Source organism: Streptomyces sp. NPDC102270 (genome assembly GCF_044766405.1).
In the GTDB taxonomy this organism is placed as follows: Bacteria; Actinomycetota; Actinomycetes; order Streptomycetales; family Streptomycetaceae; genus Streptomyces.
This window is the reverse complement of sequence record NZ_JBIWLX010000004.1, coordinates 281,046-295,544: the sequence shown is the minus strand read 5'-3', so window position 1 is coordinate 295,544 and position 14,499 is coordinate 281,046. Positions and strand designations below refer to the sequence as shown.

General features: G+C 66.3%; 25 protein-coding genes. All 25 read left to right on the top strand.

Features of this window, described 5'->3' with window-relative positions; all coding sequences use genetic code 11:
- The first annotated feature begins 87 nt into the window (after nt 1-87).
- The gene (gene tuf, locus ACIRP7_RS09155) at nt 88-1,281 is read left to right on the top strand and encodes an elongation factor Tu (protein WP_403655577.1); all 1,194 of its coding nucleotides are present in this window, start codon (nt 88-90) and stop codon (nt 1,279-1,281) included.
- Between the two features lie 287 nt (nt 1,282-1,568).
- The gene (locus ACIRP7_RS09150; protein WP_403655959.1) at nt 1,569-2,771 is read left to right on the top strand and encodes an acyltransferase family protein; all 1,203 of its coding nucleotides are present in this window, start codon (nt 1,569-1,571) and stop codon (nt 2,769-2,771) included.
- A gap of 75 nt (nt 2,772-2,846) precedes the next feature.
- Nucleotides 2,847-3,200: a hypothetical protein gene (locus tag ACIRP7_RS09145; RefSeq protein ID WP_403655575.1), complete on the top strand. Its 354-nt coding sequence runs from the start codon at nt 2,847-2,849 to the stop codon at nt 3,198-3,200.
- 178 nt (nt 3,201-3,378) lie between these two features.
- A complete protein-coding gene (locus ACIRP7_RS09140; RefSeq protein WP_403655573.1) occupies nt 3,379-4,101 on the top strand; it encodes a hypothetical protein in 723 nt (240 codons plus the stop codon).
- 492 nt (nt 4,102-4,593) lie between these two features.
- A complete protein-coding gene (gene rpsJ, locus ACIRP7_RS09135) occupies nt 4,594-4,902 on the top strand; it encodes a 30S ribosomal protein S10 (protein ID WP_003948644.1) in 309 nt (102 codons plus the stop codon).
- 17 nt (nt 4,903-4,919) lie between these two features.
- On the top strand, nt 4,920-5,564 hold the full coding sequence (gene rplC / locus ACIRP7_RS09130) for a 50S ribosomal protein L3 (protein ID WP_020135811.1): 645 nt from the start codon (nt 4,920-4,922) through the stop codon (nt 5,562-5,564).
- A gap of 5 nt (nt 5,565-5,569) precedes the next feature.
- The gene (gene rplD / locus ACIRP7_RS09125) at nt 5,570-6,226 is read left to right on the top strand and encodes a 50S ribosomal protein L4 (protein ID WP_057607914.1); all 657 of its coding nucleotides are present in this window, start codon (nt 5,570-5,572) and stop codon (nt 6,224-6,226) included.
- Nucleotides 6,226-6,645, top strand: coding sequence for a 50S ribosomal protein L23 (gene rplW, locus ACIRP7_RS09120; protein WP_403655570.1), 420 nt, complete (start codon nt 6,226-6,228; stop codon nt 6,643-6,645). The genes rplD and rplW overlap by 1 nt, the downstream gene beginning before the upstream one ends.
- A gap of 38 nt (nt 6,646-6,683) precedes the next feature.
- The gene (rplB, locus tag ACIRP7_RS09115) at nt 6,684-7,520 is read left to right on the top strand and encodes a 50S ribosomal protein L2 (protein WP_007384068.1); all 837 of its coding nucleotides are present in this window, start codon (nt 6,684-6,686) and stop codon (nt 7,518-7,520) included.
- Between the two features lie 12 nt (nt 7,521-7,532).
- Nucleotides 7,533-7,814 (top strand): 30S ribosomal protein S19, encoded by a 282-nt coding sequence (gene rpsS, locus ACIRP7_RS09110; protein WP_007384069.1) that lies wholly within the window; start codon nt 7,533-7,535, stop codon nt 7,812-7,814.
- A 44-nt stretch (nt 7,815-7,858) separates the two neighbouring features.
- Nucleotides 7,859-8,206 (top strand): 50S ribosomal protein L22, encoded by a 348-nt coding sequence (rplV, locus tag ACIRP7_RS09105; RefSeq protein WP_006604878.1) that lies wholly within the window; start codon nt 7,859-7,861, stop codon nt 8,204-8,206.
- Entirely contained in the window at nt 8,206-9,039 is an 834-nt protein-coding gene (gene rpsC, locus ACIRP7_RS09100; protein ID WP_352389237.1) for a 30S ribosomal protein S3, read from the top strand. Before rplV ends, rpsC begins: the two co-directional genes overlap by 1 nt.
- Nucleotides 9,040-9,044: 5 nt before the next feature.
- Complete coding sequence (gene rplP / locus ACIRP7_RS09095; protein WP_006140905.1) at nt 9,045-9,464, top strand: 50S ribosomal protein L16; 420 nt, start codon at nt 9,045-9,047, stop codon at nt 9,462-9,464.
- Entirely contained in the window at nt 9,464-9,688 is a 225-nt protein-coding gene (rpmC, locus tag ACIRP7_RS09090) for a 50S ribosomal protein L29 (protein WP_005481220.1), read from the top strand. Before rplP ends, rpmC begins: the two co-directional genes overlap by 1 nt.
- Nucleotides 9,688-9,975, top strand: a complete 288-nt coding sequence (rpsQ, locus tag ACIRP7_RS09085) for a 30S ribosomal protein S17 (protein ID WP_007384073.1) — start codon at nt 9,688-9,690, stop codon at nt 9,973-9,975. The genes rpmC and rpsQ overlap by 1 nt, the downstream gene beginning before the upstream one ends.
- 97 nt (nt 9,976-10,072) lie before the next feature.
- Nucleotides 10,073-10,441 (top strand): 50S ribosomal protein L14, encoded by a 369-nt coding sequence (gene rplN, locus ACIRP7_RS09080; RefSeq protein ID WP_003998823.1) that lies wholly within the window; start codon nt 10,073-10,075, stop codon nt 10,439-10,441.
- Nucleotides 10,442-10,443: 2 nt separating this feature from the next.
- Nucleotides 10,444-10,767 (top strand): 50S ribosomal protein L24, encoded by a 324-nt coding sequence (gene rplX, locus ACIRP7_RS09075; protein ID WP_052839850.1) that lies wholly within the window; start codon nt 10,444-10,446, stop codon nt 10,765-10,767.
- A complete protein-coding gene (gene rplE, locus ACIRP7_RS09070) occupies nt 10,767-11,324 on the top strand; it encodes a 50S ribosomal protein L5 (RefSeq protein ID WP_007384074.1) in 558 nt (185 codons plus the stop codon). The genes rplX and rplE overlap by 1 nt, the downstream gene beginning before the upstream one ends.
- Nucleotides 11,325-11,329: 5 nt before the next feature.
- Nucleotides 11,330-11,515, top strand: coding sequence for a type Z 30S ribosomal protein S14 (locus ACIRP7_RS09065; RefSeq protein ID WP_003948630.1), 186 nt, complete (start codon nt 11,330-11,332; stop codon nt 11,513-11,515).
- 210 nt (nt 11,516-11,725) lie between these two features.
- Nucleotides 11,726-12,124 carry a 30S ribosomal protein S8 gene (gene rpsH, locus ACIRP7_RS09060; protein ID WP_007384075.1) on the top strand — a complete coding sequence of 133 codons (399 nt, stop codon included), beginning with the start codon at nt 11,726-11,728 and terminating at the stop codon, nt 12,122-12,124.
- A 24-nt stretch (nt 12,125-12,148) separates the two neighbouring features.
- Nucleotides 12,149-12,688, top strand: a complete 540-nt coding sequence (gene rplF / locus ACIRP7_RS09055; protein WP_403655566.1) for a 50S ribosomal protein L6 — start codon at nt 12,149-12,151, stop codon at nt 12,686-12,688.
- 3 nt (nt 12,689-12,691) lie between these two features.
- Nucleotides 12,692-13,075, top strand: a complete 384-nt coding sequence (gene rplR / locus ACIRP7_RS09050) for a 50S ribosomal protein L18 (protein WP_352389235.1) — start codon at nt 12,692-12,694, stop codon at nt 13,073-13,075.
- Nucleotides 13,076-13,113: 38 nt separating this feature from the next.
- Entirely contained in the window at nt 13,114-13,722 is a 609-nt protein-coding gene (rpsE, locus tag ACIRP7_RS09045; protein WP_005481208.1) for a 30S ribosomal protein S5, read from the top strand.
- Nucleotides 13,722-13,904, top strand: coding sequence for a 50S ribosomal protein L30 (gene rpmD / locus ACIRP7_RS09040; RefSeq protein ID WP_005481207.1), 183 nt, complete (start codon nt 13,722-13,724; stop codon nt 13,902-13,904). Before rpsE ends, rpmD begins: the two co-directional genes overlap by 1 nt.
- A 2-nt stretch (nt 13,905-13,906) precedes the next feature.
- A complete protein-coding gene (rplO, locus tag ACIRP7_RS09035; protein ID WP_007384079.1) occupies nt 13,907-14,362 on the top strand; it encodes a 50S ribosomal protein L15 in 456 nt (151 codons plus the stop codon).
- Nucleotides 14,363-14,499 lie beyond the last annotated feature (137 nt).

Sequence of the window (14,499 nt, the reverse complement as noted above, 5' to 3'; positions counted from 1 at the left end):
AGAGTGCCCCCGGGCCGAGGCTTTCCAGCAAAGATCACCTGGCGCCGATGAAGCAAGGCGTTCAGAACCACTCCACAGGAGGACCCCGTGGCGAAGGCGAAGTTCGAGCGGACTAAGCCCCACGTCAACATCGGCACCATTGGTCACATCGACCACGGTAAGACGACCCTTACGGCCGCCATTACCAAGGTGCTGCACGACGCGTACCCGGACCTGAACGAGGCCTCGGCCTTCGACCAGATCGACAAGGCTCCCGAGGAGCGCCAGCGCGGTATCACCATCTCGATCGCGCACGTCGAGTACCAGACCGAGACGCGTCACTACGCCCACGTCGACTGCCCCGGTCACGCGGACTACATCAAGAACATGATCACGGGTGCGGCGCAGATGGACGGCGCCATCCTCGTGGTCGCCGCCACCGACGGCCCGATGCCGCAGACCAAGGAGCACGTGCTCCTGGCCCGCCAGGTCGGCGTCCCCTACATCGTCGTCGCCCTGAACAAGGCCGACATGGTGGACGACGAGGAGATCCTGGAGCTCGTCGAGCTCGAGGTTCGTGAGCTCCTCTCCGAGTACGAGTTCCCGGGCGACGACCTGCCGGTCGTCAAGGTCTCGGCGCTCAAGGCGCTCGAGGGCGACAAGGAATGGGGCCAGACGGTCCTCGACCTGATGGCCGCCGTCGACGAGGCGATCCCGCAGCCCGAGCGTGACGTCGACAAGCCGTTCCTGATGCCGATCGAGGACGTCTTCACGATCACCGGTCGTGGCACCGTCGTCACCGGTCGTATCGAGCGTGGTGTCCTCAAGGTCAACGAGACCGTCGACATCATCGGCATCAAGACCGAGAAGACCACCACCACGGTCACCGGCATCGAGATGTTCCGCAAGCTGCTCGACGAGGGCCAGGCCGGTGAGAACGTCGGTCTGCTCCTCCGTGGCATCAAGCGCGAGGACGTCGAGCGCGGCCAGGTCATCATCAAGCCGGGTTCGGTCACGCCGCACACCCAGTTCGAGGCCCAGGCCTACATCCTGTCCAAGGACGAGGGTGGCCGCCACACGCCGTTCTTCAACAACTACCGTCCGCAGTTCTACTTCCGGACGACGGACGTGACCGGCGTGGTGACCCTCCCCGAGGGCACCGAGATGGTCATGCCGGGTGACAACACCGAGATGAAGGTGGAGCTCATCCAGCCCGTCGCCATGGAAGAGGGCCTGAAGTTCGCCATCCGTGAGGGTGGCCGGACGGTCGGCGCCGGCCAGGTCACCAAGATCACCGCCTGATCTCGGCCCGGTCGGGTCTCTGACCCGGTAGGTCTCTGAAGGGGCCCGTACGACTTCGGTCGTACGGGCCCTTTCGCCGTCGTATGGGGTTGCCCTCCCGGCGGGTGAAGAGTGGGCGAACTCCGCGGGACGTCTTCCCGAGGCTTCGGCCAACTGTGCGGCGAGGCTGCCCCGATTGTTCCTGTCTGGCCACTGTGGGGTGGTTGTGAGGGTCGTAGCCTGAGGCGTCCGGTGGCCATTCCCGGCCCGGGATTCCCTCGTGAGGACGGACGGACCCGCAGGTGTCGATGCAGGACGCGGACAGCAGACGGTCGATACCACGGCGGGTTGTCAGCGGCCTGCAGCAGCCCCTTCCGCCTCTCGCCGTGCCCGCCCCGCCGGGCCGGCCCGCCCGCACCGCCCGGCACGCCGTCGTACGCGACCGGGCCGGCCGCCGGCTCTACGCCATCGACGGCATCCGGCTCCTCGCCGCCCTGATGGTCGCCTTACACCACTACGCCGGCACCAACCGAGTCGACCAGCCCGGCAACCGCATCTGGGACCGCCCGGTCTCCGACATCATGCCGACGGTCTTCCGCTTCGCCTCCTACGGCTGGATCGGCGTCGAGATCTTCTTCGTGATCAGCGGCTTCGTGATCTGCATGTCCTGCTGGGGCCGTACCCCCAGGCAGTTCTTCACGTCACGGGTGATCCGGCTGTACCCGGCGTACTGGTTCGCCATCGTCTTCACGACGGCCGTCCTGGTGGCCCTGCCCGGCGTGTGGGACCGGCTGCGCACTCGGGACGTACTCCTCAACTTCACGATGCTGCAGTCCGGTTCGGGCGTGACGAACGTCGACGGCGTCTACTGGACCCTCTGGTCGGAGCTGCGCTTCTACCTCCTCTTCCTGGTGGTCGTGCGGAGCGGCCTGACCTACCGCAAGGTCGTCGTCTTCTGTTGCGTGTGGGGCGCCGCGGCCATGCTCGCCCCGATCTCGAAGCTCCCCCTCCTGGAACTGGTCGCCAACCCGGAGGGCGCCTGGTACTTCATCGCGGGCCTCTCCCTCTACCTGATGCACCGCTTCGGCCAGGACCTGCTGCTGTGGGGCATCCTCGCGATGGCCTGGCTGATGGGCCAGCGCGAACTGGGCATCAGGATCGACGAGGTCGAGCATGTGTCGGGCTGGCGGGGGAGCGTGGCGATCTTCACCGTGTTCCTGCTCGTCATGGTCGCCATCGCCCTGGGCGCGACGGACCGCATCCGCTGGAAGTGGCTGGTGACGGCGGGCGCGCTGACGTACCCCCTCTACCTGATGCACTACGCGGCGGGTACGGCGGTCATCAACCGCCTGCACGACAGCATGGACGCCCGTCTGCTGGTCGTCTGCGTCATCGCCGGGTTCCTGCTGCTGAGCTGGCTGGTGCACCGGTTCGTGGAGCGGCCGGTGGCACGGCTGCTGAAGCGGGGTCTGGACACGTCGTTCGCACGCCTCAGGAACGCCGGCGCCTGAATCCCGTACGACGGCCCGGCCATCTGAGTACGAACGCTCATGTGAACGGACTCGCTCGGGCGCTGTGATGGACCCATGCCGGACCTCATGCTCGACGACGACCGCGCGAACGGCGCCTGGGTCGCCCCGCTGCTCTCGACACTCCTCACCGTGCCCGCGTGTCTGCTCGCCTACGTCTTCGGCGGCCTCTCCGCGATGGCCTGCGACTCCTGCGCGGCCCCCGAGGCCGACCGCTTCGAGTCGAGCTTCGGCATCGCCTTCCCGGTGCTGCTGGGAGGCCTGGGCACAGCCCTGCTCCTGCTGGCCGCCGGATGGGCCCTGCCGTGGGAACGCCGCAACACGGCCCGCCGGACGGGCCTCGCACTGGCGGCACCGGCGCTGGTGCCGGTCGTGTACGTCGTGTTCGCGGCGCTGGTGGAGTGGCCGTAGGGCAAGCGCACGTCATGATCAGGTCATGGGATAGTCTGCGCGGTTCCTGTCCTGCACCACGAAAGAGGTGGCATGACCACTGGCAGACGCGCGGCCACCGGGATCGCGCTCGTGGGGGGCCCTGGCCCTCACGCTCCTGAACGCCCCGGCGGCCCAGGCCCAGGACACCGGGATCACGGTGTCCGACATCGTGATCAACAAGGGCAAGCCGATCGTCGTCGGCACGACCAAGCCGGTCGAGCCGTCCATCACCTTCAAGATCACCCTGCCGTCCGGGTACAGCACGAGCGACCCGTTCCGGTATGACGCGTTCCCCTTCCTCTACCGCGGAGATCTGAAGCACGCGGCCGACACCGGGGACAACTACATCGGTCCGGGCGGCTACACCTGCTACGAGCGCAGCGACAAGAAGGCCGACTGCGAGGGATCCCTCTACATCGACCCCCACCCGAGCCATGACGAGGTCGACTCCAACAGTGATGCCACCACGTGGAAGACCGGCGTGACCCTGCGCCTGTTCAAGGCCAGCGGGAGCCTCGCGGCCGAGGAGCACGAGTCCCGGTCCCTGACCGTCTGGCTGAAGCGGACCGCGAACGTCACCGTGAACGCCGCGCCGGAGCCGGTCGCCAAGGGCAAGAAGATCACCGTCACCGGCAAGCTCACGCGTGCGAACTGGGAGACCAAGAAGTACGGGGCCTACGGCGGCCGTTCGGTCACCCTGCAGTTCCGTGAGACGGGCACCAGCTCCTTCGTCACGGTGAAGAAGGTCACGTCGAGCAGCACCGGAGCCCTGAGGACGACGGTCACCGCCTCGAAGGACGGGACCTGGCGCTGGTCGTACGGGGGCAACGACACGACGGGGGCCGCGACCAGCGGCGGGGACCACCTCGACGTGCGCTGAACCGACTCCGCAAGCGGCAGGCCGCGCCCCGACTCGCCAGCGGGCGCGGCCTGTTGTCCGTACGGGCGCCAGGGGCTCGTAGCGTGACCCGTGTGCCACTGTGAAGAGGACTCGTGTTTGACCTGCGTCACGTCCGGGGTATTGTCTCCGGCTCGATTGGCCAGGCCCCTGCCCCGTATGGCAGACTAGCGGGGTTGCTCGGTCGAGTGTTGATGCTGCGCGCCTCCCGCCGGGAGGACCGGAAGCGAGTCCCACAGTACTCGTCGTTCCAACTGCCGTAAGGCAGCGCTGGGGCGGACGTACGGGAATCTTTCGGGAAGTGTCAGTGCGGCGCCGACCAGGCACCCGGTGAACTTCTTTCTCAGGCAAAAGATGTTCGGACAAGGGACATCTGTGTCAGTGAGAGTGCGACACACCCGACCGCGTGGGTCGGAGAAGGTCAAGGGAACACCGGGTTCCAGAGCTGTAGAGAGACAGGACTAACGAGTAGCCATGGCGGGACAGAAGATCCGCATCCGGCTCAAGGCCTACGACCACGAGGTCATCGACAGCTCGGCGAAGAAGATCGTCGAGACGGTGACGCGTACTGGTGCGTCGGTCGCGGGCCCGGTGCCGCTGCCCACTGAGAAGAACGTGTACTGCGTCATCAAGTCGCCGCACAAGTACAAGGACTCGCGCGAGCACTTCGAGATGCGCACGCACAAGCGTCTGATCGACATCCTCGACCCGACCCCCAAGACCGTTGACTCTCTGATGCGACTCGACCTCCCGGCCGGTGTCGACATCGAGATCAAGCTCTGAGGCCGGTGATCTGAACGATGGCTAAGCAGATCAAGGGCATCCTGGGCGAGAAGCTCGGCATGACGCAGGTGTGGGACGAGAACAACCGTGTTGTTCCGGTCACCGTCGTCAAGGCCGGCCCCAATGTCGTGACCCAGGTCCGTACGAACGATGTCGACGGCTACGAGTCCGTCCAGATCGCGTTCGGCGAGATCGACCCGCGCAAGGTGAACAAGCCCCTCAAGGGCCACTTCGCCAAGGCCGATGTCACTCCCCGCCGCCACCTCGTCGAGATCCGTACCGCTGACGCCAGCGAGTACACCCTCGGCCAGGAGATCACCGCTGAGGTGTTCGAGGCCGGCATCAAGGTCGACGTGACCGGCAAGAGCAAGGGCAAGGGCTTCGCCGGTGTCATGAAGCGTCACAACTTCAAGGGCCTCGGCGCCGGTCACGGCACCCAGCGCAAGCACCGCTCTCCCGGTTCCATCGGTGGCTGTGCCACCCCGGGCCGCGTGTTCAAGGGCCTCCGCATGGCGGGTCGTATGGGCAACGAGCGGGTCACCACCCAGAACCTGACCGTTCACGCCGTTGACGCGGAGAAGGGCCTGCTGCTCATCAAGGGCGCGGTTCCTGGTCCGAACGGCGGCCTCGTCCTGGTCCGCACCGCGGCCAAGGGGGCCTGAGGACTATGAGCACCATTGACATTCTGTCGCCCTCCGGCGACACCGCCGGGACCGTAGAGCTCCCGGCCGAGATCTTCGACGTCGAGAAGATCAGCATCCCGCTGCTTCACCAGGTCGTCGTCGCGCAGCTGGCCGCCGCCCGTCAGGGCACGCACAAGGTCAAGCGTCGTGGCGAGGTCCGCGGTGGCGGCAAGAAGCCGTACCGCCAGAAGGGCACCGGCCGCGCCCGTCAGGGTTCGACCCGTGCGCCGCAGTTCGCCGGCGGTGGCGTCGTCCACGGCCCCACGCCGCGTGACTACTCGCAGCGGACCCCGAAGAAGATGAAGGCCGCGGCCCTGCGCCACGCCCTCACCGACCGGGCCCGCAACAACCGCATCCACGTCGTCTCCGGCGTCATCGAGGGCGAGTCGCCTTCGACGAAGGCCGCGAAGACGCTCTTCGGCAAGATCAGCGAGCGCAAGAACCTGCTGCTCGTGATCGACCGTGCCGACGAGGCCGCGTGGCTGTCCGCCCGCAACCTGCCCCAGGTGCACATCCTGGAGCCGGGCCAGCTGAACACGTACGACGTTCTCGTCTCGGACGACGTGGTCTTCACCCAGGCCGCTTTCGAGTCCTTCGTGTCTGGCCCCAAGGCCGCTGACACCGAAGGGAGCGAAGCCTGATGGCTACGCGTCACCCGAGCATCGCCTCGAAGGCCGCCAAGGCCAAGAAGGTCGCGCGCGTCGCCAAGGCGCGTCGCCACGAGACCGAGGGCAAGAACACCGTCGTCACGCCGGCGAGCAAGGCCTTCACGGACCACCGTGACGTCCTGCTGAAGCCGGTCGTGTCCGAGAAGAGCTACGCGCTTCTCGACGAGGGCAAGTACACGTTCATCGTGGCTCCCGGCGCCAACAAGACCCAGATCAAGCAGGCCGTCCAGGCGGTCTTCTCGGTCAAGGTCACCGGGGTGAACACGATCAACCGCCAGGGCAAGCGCAAGCGGACCCGCACCGGCTTCGGCAAGCGTGCCGACAGCAAGCGCGCGATCGTGACCCTTGCCGAGGGCGACCGTATCGACATCTTCGGCGGTCCGTCCGCGTAAGCGGGTCGGATCGTCCGATATCGGACGAGGACTGAGAAATGGGAATCCGCAAGTACAAGCCGACTACGCCGGGCCGTCGTGGCTCCAGCGTCGCCGACTTCGTCGAGGTCACGCGGTCCACGCCGGAGAAGTCGCTGGTCCGCCCGCTGCACAGCAAGGGCGGCCGTAACAACGCCGGTCGTGTGACCGTTCGCCACCAGGGTGGCGGACACAAGCGCGCCTACCGAGTGATCGACTTCCGTCGTCACGACAAGGACGGCGTGCCGGCGAAGGTCGCGCACATCGAGTACGACCCCAACCGCACCGCGCGCATCGCGCTGCTGCACTACGCGGACGGCGAGAAGCGCTACATCCTCGCCCCGCGCAACCTGCAGCAGGGTGACCGCGTCGAGAACGGTCCCGGGGCCGACATCAAGCCGGGCAACAACCTGGCGCTCCGCAACATCCCGGTCGGTACCACGATCCACGCGATCGAGCTCCGTCCCGGTGGCGGCGCCAAGTTCGCCCGCTCCGCCGGTGCCTCCGTGCAGCTGCTGGCGAAGGAGGGCACGATGGCCCACCTTCGTATGCCCTCCGGTGAGATCCGCCTGGTCGACCAGCGCTGCCGCGCCACGGTCGGCGAGGTCGGCAACGCCGAGCAGAGCAACATCAACTGGGGTAAGGCCGGCCGCAAGCGCTGGCTGGGCGTCCGCCCGACCGTTCGCGGTGTGGCGATGAACCCGGTTGACCACCCCCACGGTGGTGGTGAGGGCAAGACCTCCGGTGGTCGCCACCCGGTCAGCCCCTGGGGTCAGAAGGAGGGTCGTACTCGTTCGCCGAAGAAGGCTTCGAACAAGTACATCGTCCGCCGCCGCAAGACGAACAAGAAGCGCTAGGAGCGGGTTTAGATGCCGCGCAGTCTCAAGAAGGGGCCCTTCGTCGACGACCACCTGATCAAGAAGGTGGACGCCCAGAACGAAGCCGGTTCCAAGAACGTCATCAAGACCTGGTCCCGTCGCTCGATGATCGTCCCGGCCATGCTCGGCCACACGATCGCGGTGCACAACGGCAAGACCCACATCCCGGTGTTCGTCACCGAGTCGATGGTCGGCCACAAGCTCGGCGAGTTCTCGCCGACGCGCACCTTCCGGGGTCACGTCAAGGACGACCGGAAGTCGAAGCGCCGCTAAACGCGGATCGCATTCAGACACGTAAGTAACTGAGAGGGACAACCATGGAAGCCAGGGCCCAGGCGCGGTACATCCGCGTTACGCCCATGAAGGCCCGCCGCGTGGTGGACCTTATCCGTGGCATGGACGCCACGGAGGCTCAGGCGGTCCTGCGATTCGCTCCGCAGGCCGCCTCCGTGCCCGTCGGCAAGGTGCTCGACAGCGCCATCGCCAACGCCGCACACAACTACGACCACACCGACGCCGGCAGCCTCGTCATCTCCGAGGCGTACGTCGACGAGGGTCCGACCCTGAAGCGGTTCCGGCCGCGCGCCCAGGGCCGTGCCTACCGGATCCGCAAGCGGACCAGCCACATCACCGTGGTCGTCAGCAGCAAGGAAGGAACCCGGTAATGGGCCAGAAGGTTAACCCGCATGGGTTCCGGCTCGGCATCACCACGGACTTCAAGTCCCGCTGGTACGCCGACAAGCTGTACAAGGACTACGTCAAGGAAGACGTCGCCATCCGTCGGATGATGACGTCCGGCATGGAGCGCGCCGGTATCTCGAAGGTGGAGATCGAGCGCACCCGTGACCGTGTGCGTGTGGACATCCACACCGCTCGTCCGGGCATCGTCATCGGCCGCCGTGGCGCCGAGGCCGACCGCATCCGCGGTGACCTCGAGAAGCTCACGGGCAAGCAGGTCCAGCTGAACATCCTCGAGGTCAAGAACCCCGAGACCGACGCTCAGCTGGTTGCCCAGGCCGTCGCCGAGCAGCTCTCCTCCCGCGTCTCCTTCCGCCGCGCCATGCGTAAGAGCATGCAGTCGGCGATGAAGGCCGGCGCCAAGGGCATCAAGATCCAGTGCGGTGGCCGCCTCGGCGGCGCCGAGATGTCCCGCTCGGAGTTCTACCGCGAGGGCCGCGTGCCCCTGCACACGCTCCGCGCGAACGTGGACTACGGCTTCTTCGAGGCCAAGACGACCTTCGGCCGCATCGGTGTGAAGGTCTGGATCTACAAGGGCGATGTCAAGAACATCGCTGAGGTCCGCGCCGAGAACGCTGCTGCCCGCGCCGGCAACCGCCCGGCCCGTGGTGGCGGCGGCGCCGACCGCCCGGCCCGTGGTGGCCGTGGTGGCGAGCGCGGCGGTCGCGGTCGTAAGCCGCAGACGGCTCCCGCTGCCGAGGCCCCCAAGGCCGAGGCTCCGGCTGCCGCTCCGGCTGAGAGCACCGGAACGGAGGCCTGACCGACATGCTGATCCCCCGTAGGGTCAAGCACCGCAAGCAGCACCACCCGAAGCGTCGTGGTCAGGCCAAGGGCGGTACGACGGTCTCGTTCGGCGAGTACGGCATTCAGGCCCTCACGCCGGCGTACGTGACCAACCGCCAGATCGAGGCGGCCCGTATCGCCATGACCCGCCACATCAAGCGTGGCGGCAAGGTCTGGATCAACATCTACCCGGACCGCCCGCTCACGAAGAAGCCTGCCGAGACCCGCATGGGTTCCGGTAAGGGTTCGCCGGAGTGGTGGATCGCGAACGTGCACCCGGGCCGGGTCATGTTCGAGCTGTCCTACCCCAACGAGAAGATCGCCCGTGAGGCGCTTACTCGCGCAGCCCACAAGCTGCCGATGAAGTGCCGGATCGTCAAGCGCGAGGCAGGTGAAGCGTGATGTCGGCCGGTACCAAGGCGTCCGAGCTGCGCGAACTGGGTGACGAGGAGCTTCTCAACAAGCTCCGCGAAGCCAAGGAAGAGCTGTTCAACCTCCGCTTCCAGGCGGCGACCGGTCAGCTCGAGAACCACGGTCGGCTCAAGGCCGTCCGTAAGGACATCGCGCGGATCTACACCCTGATGCGTGAGCGCGAGCTGGGCATCGAGACGGTGGAGAGCGCCTGATGAGTGAGAGCAACGTGACTGAGCAGACTGCAGAGGCCCGCGGCTTCCGCAAGACCCGTGAGGGTCTCGTCGTCAGCGACAAGATGGACAAGACCGTCGTCGTCGCCGTCGAGGACCGCGTCAAGCACGCGCTGTACGGCAAGGTCATCCGCCGTACCAACAAGCTCAAGGCGCACGACGAGCAGAACGCTGCCGGCGTCGGCGACCGGGTCCTCCTCGCGGAGACCCGCCCGCTGTCGGCGACCAAGCGCTGGCGCGTCGTCGAGATCCTCGAGAAGGCCAAGTAATTCCTGCGGGGATCATCCCGCAGGACAGTTCCGCCAGGCTCCGGGAGCCGCTCGCTGAGCGGCTCCCGGGGAACCGGCAGACAAACAGGAGATAGACGTGATCCAGCAGGAGTCGCGACTGCGTGTCGCCGACAACACTGGTGCGAAGGAAATCCTTTGCATCCGTGTGCTCGGTGGCTCCGGTCGCCGCTACGCGGGCATCGGTGACGTCATCGTCGCCACCGTCAAGGACGCGATCCCCGGTGGCAACGTGAAGAAGGGTGACGTCGTCAAGGCGGTCATCGTTCGCACCGTCAAGGAGCGCCGCCGTCCGGACGGCTCGTACATCCGCTTCGACGAGAACGCCGCCGTCATTCTGAAGAACGACGGCGACCCTCGCGGCACCCGTATCTTCGGCCCCGTCGGCCGTGAGCTGCGCGAGAAGAAGTTCATGAAGATCATCTCGCTCGCGCCGGAGGTGCTGTAAGCATGAAGATCAAGAAGGGCGACCTGGTCCAGGTCATCACCGGTAAGGACAAGGGCAAGCAGGGCAAGGTCATCGCGGCCTTCCCCCGCGAGGACCGTGTCCTGGTCGAGGGTGTCAACCGGGTCAAGAAGCACACCAAGGCCGGCCCGACCGCTCGCGGTTCGCAGGCCGGTGGCATCGTCACGACCGAGGCGCCGGTCCACGTCTCCAACGTCCAGCTGGTCGTTGAGAAGGACGGCAACAAGGTCGTCACGCGTGTCGGTTACCGCTTCGACGACGAGGGCAACAAGATCCGCGTTGCCAAGCGGACGGGTGAGGACATCTGATGGCTACCACCACGACTCCGCGTCTCAAGACGAAGTACCGCGAGGAGATCGCGGGCAAGCTGCGTGACGAGTTCAAGTACGAGAACGTCATGCAGATCCCCGGCCTCGTCAAGATCGTGGTCAACATGGGTGTGGGCGACGCCGCCCGCGACTCCAAGCTGATCGACGGCGCGATTCGCGACCTCACCACGATCACCGGTCAGAAGCCGGCCGTCACCAAGGCCCGTAAGTCCATCGCGCAGTTCAAGCTGCGTGAGGGCCAGCCGATCGGTGCCCACGTCACACTTCGTGGCGACCGCATGTGGGAGTTCCTGGACCGCACCCTGTCGCTAGCGCTGCCGCGCATCCGCGACTTCCGTGGTCTGTCCCCCAAGCAGTTCGACGGCCGTGGCAACTACACCTTCGGTCTCACGGAGCAGGTCATGTTCCACGAGATCGACCAGGACAAGATCGACCGTACCCGGGGCATGGACATCACCGTGGTCACCACGGCGACCAACGACGCTGAGGGCCGCGCGCTCCTTCGTCACCTCGGCTTCCCGTTCAAGGAGGCGTGAGCGAGATGGCGAAGAAGGCTCTGATTGCCAAGGCTGCTCGCAAGCCCAAGTTCGGTGTGCGTGGCTACACCCGCTGCCAGCGCTGCGGCCGTCCGCACTCCGTGTACCGCAAGTTCGGCCTGTGCCGCGTGTGCCTTCGTGAGATGGCTCACCGTGGCGAGCTGCCGGGCGTGACCAAGAGCTCCTGGTAGTCCCCTACTTCGGGACTGCAGGAACTCTCGGTAAGTAAAGGGCAGTGTCAGGTGCCCACCCCTCCATGGCTTAGGCTAGGAGGGTTGGGCGCCTGGACGCCCATACGACTTACTACGCCGTAGGTCCACCGCACCGCACCCGCCTCGTCTCGGATCGAGGAGAGGGATGGGCACCTGGAAACCCCGGCGAGAGAGGCCGAAGGCCAATTCATGACCATGACTGATCCGATCGCAGACATGCTTACGCGTCTGCGGAACGCGAACTCGGCGTACCACGACTCCGTGACGATGCCGGCGTCCAAGATCAAGTCTCACATCGCGGAGATCCTCCAGCAGGAGGGCTTCATCACGGGCTGGAAGGTCGAGGACGCCGAGGTTGGCAAGAACCTCGTTCTCGAGCTGAAGTTCGGCCCGAACCGTGAGCGCTCCATTGCGGGCATCAAGCGGATCTCCAAGCCCGGTCTCCGGGTTTACGCGAAGTCCACCAACCTGCCGAAGGTGCTGGGCGGCCTGGGCGTGGCGATCATCTCCACGTCGCACGGGCTCCTCACCGACAAGCAGGCCGGCAAGAAGGGCGTGGGTGGGGAAGTCCTCGCCTACGTCTGGTAGCGGAAGGGAACGGAGGAAACAGCTATGTCGCGTATTGGCAAGCTCCCCATCACGGTTCCCGCCGGCGTGGATGTCACCATCGACGGCCAGACGGTCTCGGTCAAGGGCCCCAAGGGCGAGTTGACCCACACCGTCGTGGCGCCGATCGAGATCGCCAAGGGTGAGGACGGCGTTCTGAACGTCACCCGCCCCAACGACGAGCGTCAGAGCAAGGCCCTGCACGGCCTGTCCCGCACGCTGGTGGCGAACATGATCACCGGCGTGACCCAGGGTTACGTGAAGAAGCTCGAGATCAGCGGTGTCGGTTACCGCGTTCAGGCCAAGGGTTCGAACCTCGAGTTCGCGCTCGGCTACAGCCACCCGATCACCGTCGAGGCGCCCGAGGGAATCACCTTCAAGGTGGAGACCCCGACCCGCTTCCAGGTCGAGGGCATCGACAAGCAGAAGGTCGGCGAGGTTGCGGCCAACATCCGCAAGCTGCGCAAGCCTGACCCGTACAAGGCCAAGGGCGTCAAGTACGAGGGCGAAGTCATCCGCCGCAAGGTCGGAAAGGCGGGTAAGTAAGCCATGGCATACGGACAGAAGATCCTGAAGGGCGACGCCTACAAGCGCGCCGCGATCAAGCGCCGTCACATCCGGATCCGCAAGCGGCTCTCCGGTACGGCGGAGCGTCCCCGTCTGGTCGTTACCCGCTCCAACCGCCACATCGTGGCCCAGGTGATCGACGACATCAAGGGTCACACCCTGGCGTCGGCGTCCACCCTGGACACCACGGTCCGCGGTGGCGAGGGCGACAAGTCCGCGCAGGCCAAGCAGGTCGGCGCCCTGGTCGCCGAGCGCGCGAAGGCGGCCGGTGTCGAAGCTGTCGTGTTCGACCGTGGTGGCAACCAGTACGCCGGGCGCATCGCCGCCCTGGCGGACGCCGCCCGCGAAGCCGGGCTCAAGTTCTGAGCCGCTTCCGTAGCTAGCGGAAAGAGAGAGGTAATCCAATGGCTGGACCCCAGCGCCGTGGAAGCGGTGCCGGTGGCGGCGAGCGGCGGGACCGGAAGGGCCGTGACGGCGGCGCTGCTGCCGCCGAGAAGACCGCGTACGTTGAGCGCGTTGTCGCGATCAACCGCGTCGCCAAGGTTGTGAAGGGTGGTCGTCGCTTCAGCTTCACCGCGCTGGTCGTGGTGGGCGACGGTGACGGCACCGTGGGTGTCGGTTACGGCAAGGCCAAGGAGGTGCCGGCCGCCATCGCCAAGGGTGTTGAGGAGGCCAAGAAGCACTTCTTCAAGGTCCCCCGTATCCAGGGCACCATCCCGCACCCGATCACGGGTGAGAAGGCGGCGGGCGTCGTCCTGCTCAAGCCGGCGTCCCCCGGTACCGGCGTTATCGCCGGTGGCCCGGTGCGTGCCGTGCTCGAGTGCGCCGGCGTTCACGACATCCTGTCGAAGTCGCTCGGTTCGTCGAACGCGATCAACATCGTCCACGCGACCGTGGCGGCCCTGAAGGGCCTGCAGCGTCCCGAGGAGATCGCGGCCCGCCGCGGTCTGCCCCTCGAGGACGTCGCTCCCGCGGCTCTGCTGCGTGCGCGTGCCGGGGCTGGTGCTGCGTAATGGCACAGCTCAAGATCACGCAGACGAAGTCGTACATCGGCAGCAAGCAGAACCACCGTGACACCCTGCGTTCCCTTGGTCTCAAGGGCATCAACACGCAGGTCGTCAAGGAGGATCGTCCCGAGTTCCGCGGCATGGTGCACACCGTCCGCCACCTCGTGACGGTCGAGGAGGTCGACTGATCATGGCGGAGAACAACCCGCTCAAGATCCACAACCTCCGTCCCGCCCCGGGCGCCAAGACCGCCAAGACCCGTGTGGGTCGTGGTGAGGCGTCGAAGGGTAAGACGGCCGGTCGTGGTACCAAGGGTACGAAGGCCCGTTACCAGGTTCCGGAGCGCTTCGAGGGTGGCCAGATGCCCCTCCACATGCGTCTTCCGAAGCTGAAGGGCTTCAAGAACCCGTTCAAGACCGAGTTCCAGGTCGTGAACCTCGACAAGCTGGGCGCGCTGTACCCCGAGGGTGGCGAGGTCACCGTCGAGGACCTCGTGGCCAAGGGTGCCGTTCGCAAGAACAGCCTCGTCAAGGTCCTCGGCCAGGGCGAGATCTCCGTGGCACTGCAGGTGACGGTGGACGCCGTCTCCGGCTCCGCCAAGGAGAAGATCACCGCCGCCGGCGGCACGGTCACCGAGCTCGTCTGAGCACGATGACCTGAAGCAGTACCCACCGGGGATACCTCACAACGAGGTATCCCCGGTTGGTCGTTCCGCGGCAGGCGGCGGCCCGGGTAAGGTGGCCTGCACTGCTTACCCACATATTCGTCGAACCTCAAGACCGT

What these genes read in the sequence shown, in the direction of transcription:
- ACIRP7_RS09150 (WP_403655959.1), top strand. Translation starts at nt 1,569, where the DNA reads ATGCAGGACGCGGACAGCAGACGGTCGATACCACGGCGGGTTGTCAGC.
- ACIRP7_RS09145 (WP_403655575.1), top strand. Translation starts at nt 2,847, where the DNA reads ATGCCGGACCTCATGCTCGACGACGACCGCGCGAACGGCGCCTGGGTC.
- rpsJ (WP_003948644.1), top strand. Translation starts at nt 4,594, where the DNA reads ATGGCGGGACAGAAGATCCGCATCCGGCTCAAGGCCTACGACCACGAG.
- rplC (WP_020135811.1), top strand. Translation starts at nt 4,920, where the DNA reads ATGGCTAAGCAGATCAAGGGCATCCTGGGCGAGAAGCTCGGCATGACG.
- rplD (WP_057607914.1), top strand. Translation starts at nt 5,570, where the DNA reads ATGAGCACCATTGACATTCTGTCGCCCTCCGGCGACACCGCCGGGACC.
- rplW (WP_403655570.1), top strand. Translation starts at nt 6,226, where the DNA reads ATGGCTACGCGTCACCCGAGCATCGCCTCGAAGGCCGCCAAGGCCAAG.
- rplB (WP_007384068.1), top strand. Translation starts at nt 6,684, where the DNA reads ATGGGAATCCGCAAGTACAAGCCGACTACGCCGGGCCGTCGTGGCTCC.
- rpsS (WP_007384069.1), top strand. Translation starts at nt 7,533, where the DNA reads ATGCCGCGCAGTCTCAAGAAGGGGCCCTTCGTCGACGACCACCTGATC.
- rplV (WP_006604878.1), top strand. Translation starts at nt 7,859, where the DNA reads ATGGAAGCCAGGGCCCAGGCGCGGTACATCCGCGTTACGCCCATGAAG.
- rpsC (WP_352389237.1), top strand. Translation starts at nt 8,206, where the DNA reads ATGGGCCAGAAGGTTAACCCGCATGGGTTCCGGCTCGGCATCACCACG.
- rplP (WP_006140905.1), top strand. Translation starts at nt 9,045, where the DNA reads ATGCTGATCCCCCGTAGGGTCAAGCACCGCAAGCAGCACCACCCGAAG.
- rpmC (WP_005481220.1), top strand. Translation starts at nt 9,464, where the DNA reads ATGTCGGCCGGTACCAAGGCGTCCGAGCTGCGCGAACTGGGTGACGAG.
- rpsQ (WP_007384073.1), top strand. Translation starts at nt 9,688, where the DNA reads ATGAGTGAGAGCAACGTGACTGAGCAGACTGCAGAGGCCCGCGGCTTC.
- rplX (WP_052839850.1), top strand. Translation starts at nt 10,444, where the DNA reads ATGAAGATCAAGAAGGGCGACCTGGTCCAGGTCATCACCGGTAAGGAC.
- rplE (WP_007384074.1), top strand. Translation starts at nt 10,767, where the DNA reads ATGGCTACCACCACGACTCCGCGTCTCAAGACGAAGTACCGCGAGGAG.
- ACIRP7_RS09065 (WP_003948630.1), top strand. Translation starts at nt 11,330, where the DNA reads ATGGCGAAGAAGGCTCTGATTGCCAAGGCTGCTCGCAAGCCCAAGTTC.
- rpsH (WP_007384075.1), top strand. Translation starts at nt 11,726, where the DNA reads ATGACCATGACTGATCCGATCGCAGACATGCTTACGCGTCTGCGGAAC.
- rplF (WP_403655566.1), top strand. Translation starts at nt 12,149, where the DNA reads ATGTCGCGTATTGGCAAGCTCCCCATCACGGTTCCCGCCGGCGTGGAT.
- rplR (WP_352389235.1), top strand. Translation starts at nt 12,692, where the DNA reads ATGGCATACGGACAGAAGATCCTGAAGGGCGACGCCTACAAGCGCGCC.
- rpsE (WP_005481208.1), top strand. Translation starts at nt 13,114, where the DNA reads ATGGCTGGACCCCAGCGCCGTGGAAGCGGTGCCGGTGGCGGCGAGCGG.
- rpmD (WP_005481207.1), top strand. Translation starts at nt 13,722, where the DNA reads ATGGCACAGCTCAAGATCACGCAGACGAAGTCGTACATCGGCAGCAAG.
- rplO (WP_007384079.1), top strand. Translation starts at nt 13,907, where the DNA reads ATGGCGGAGAACAACCCGCTCAAGATCCACAACCTCCGTCCCGCCCCG.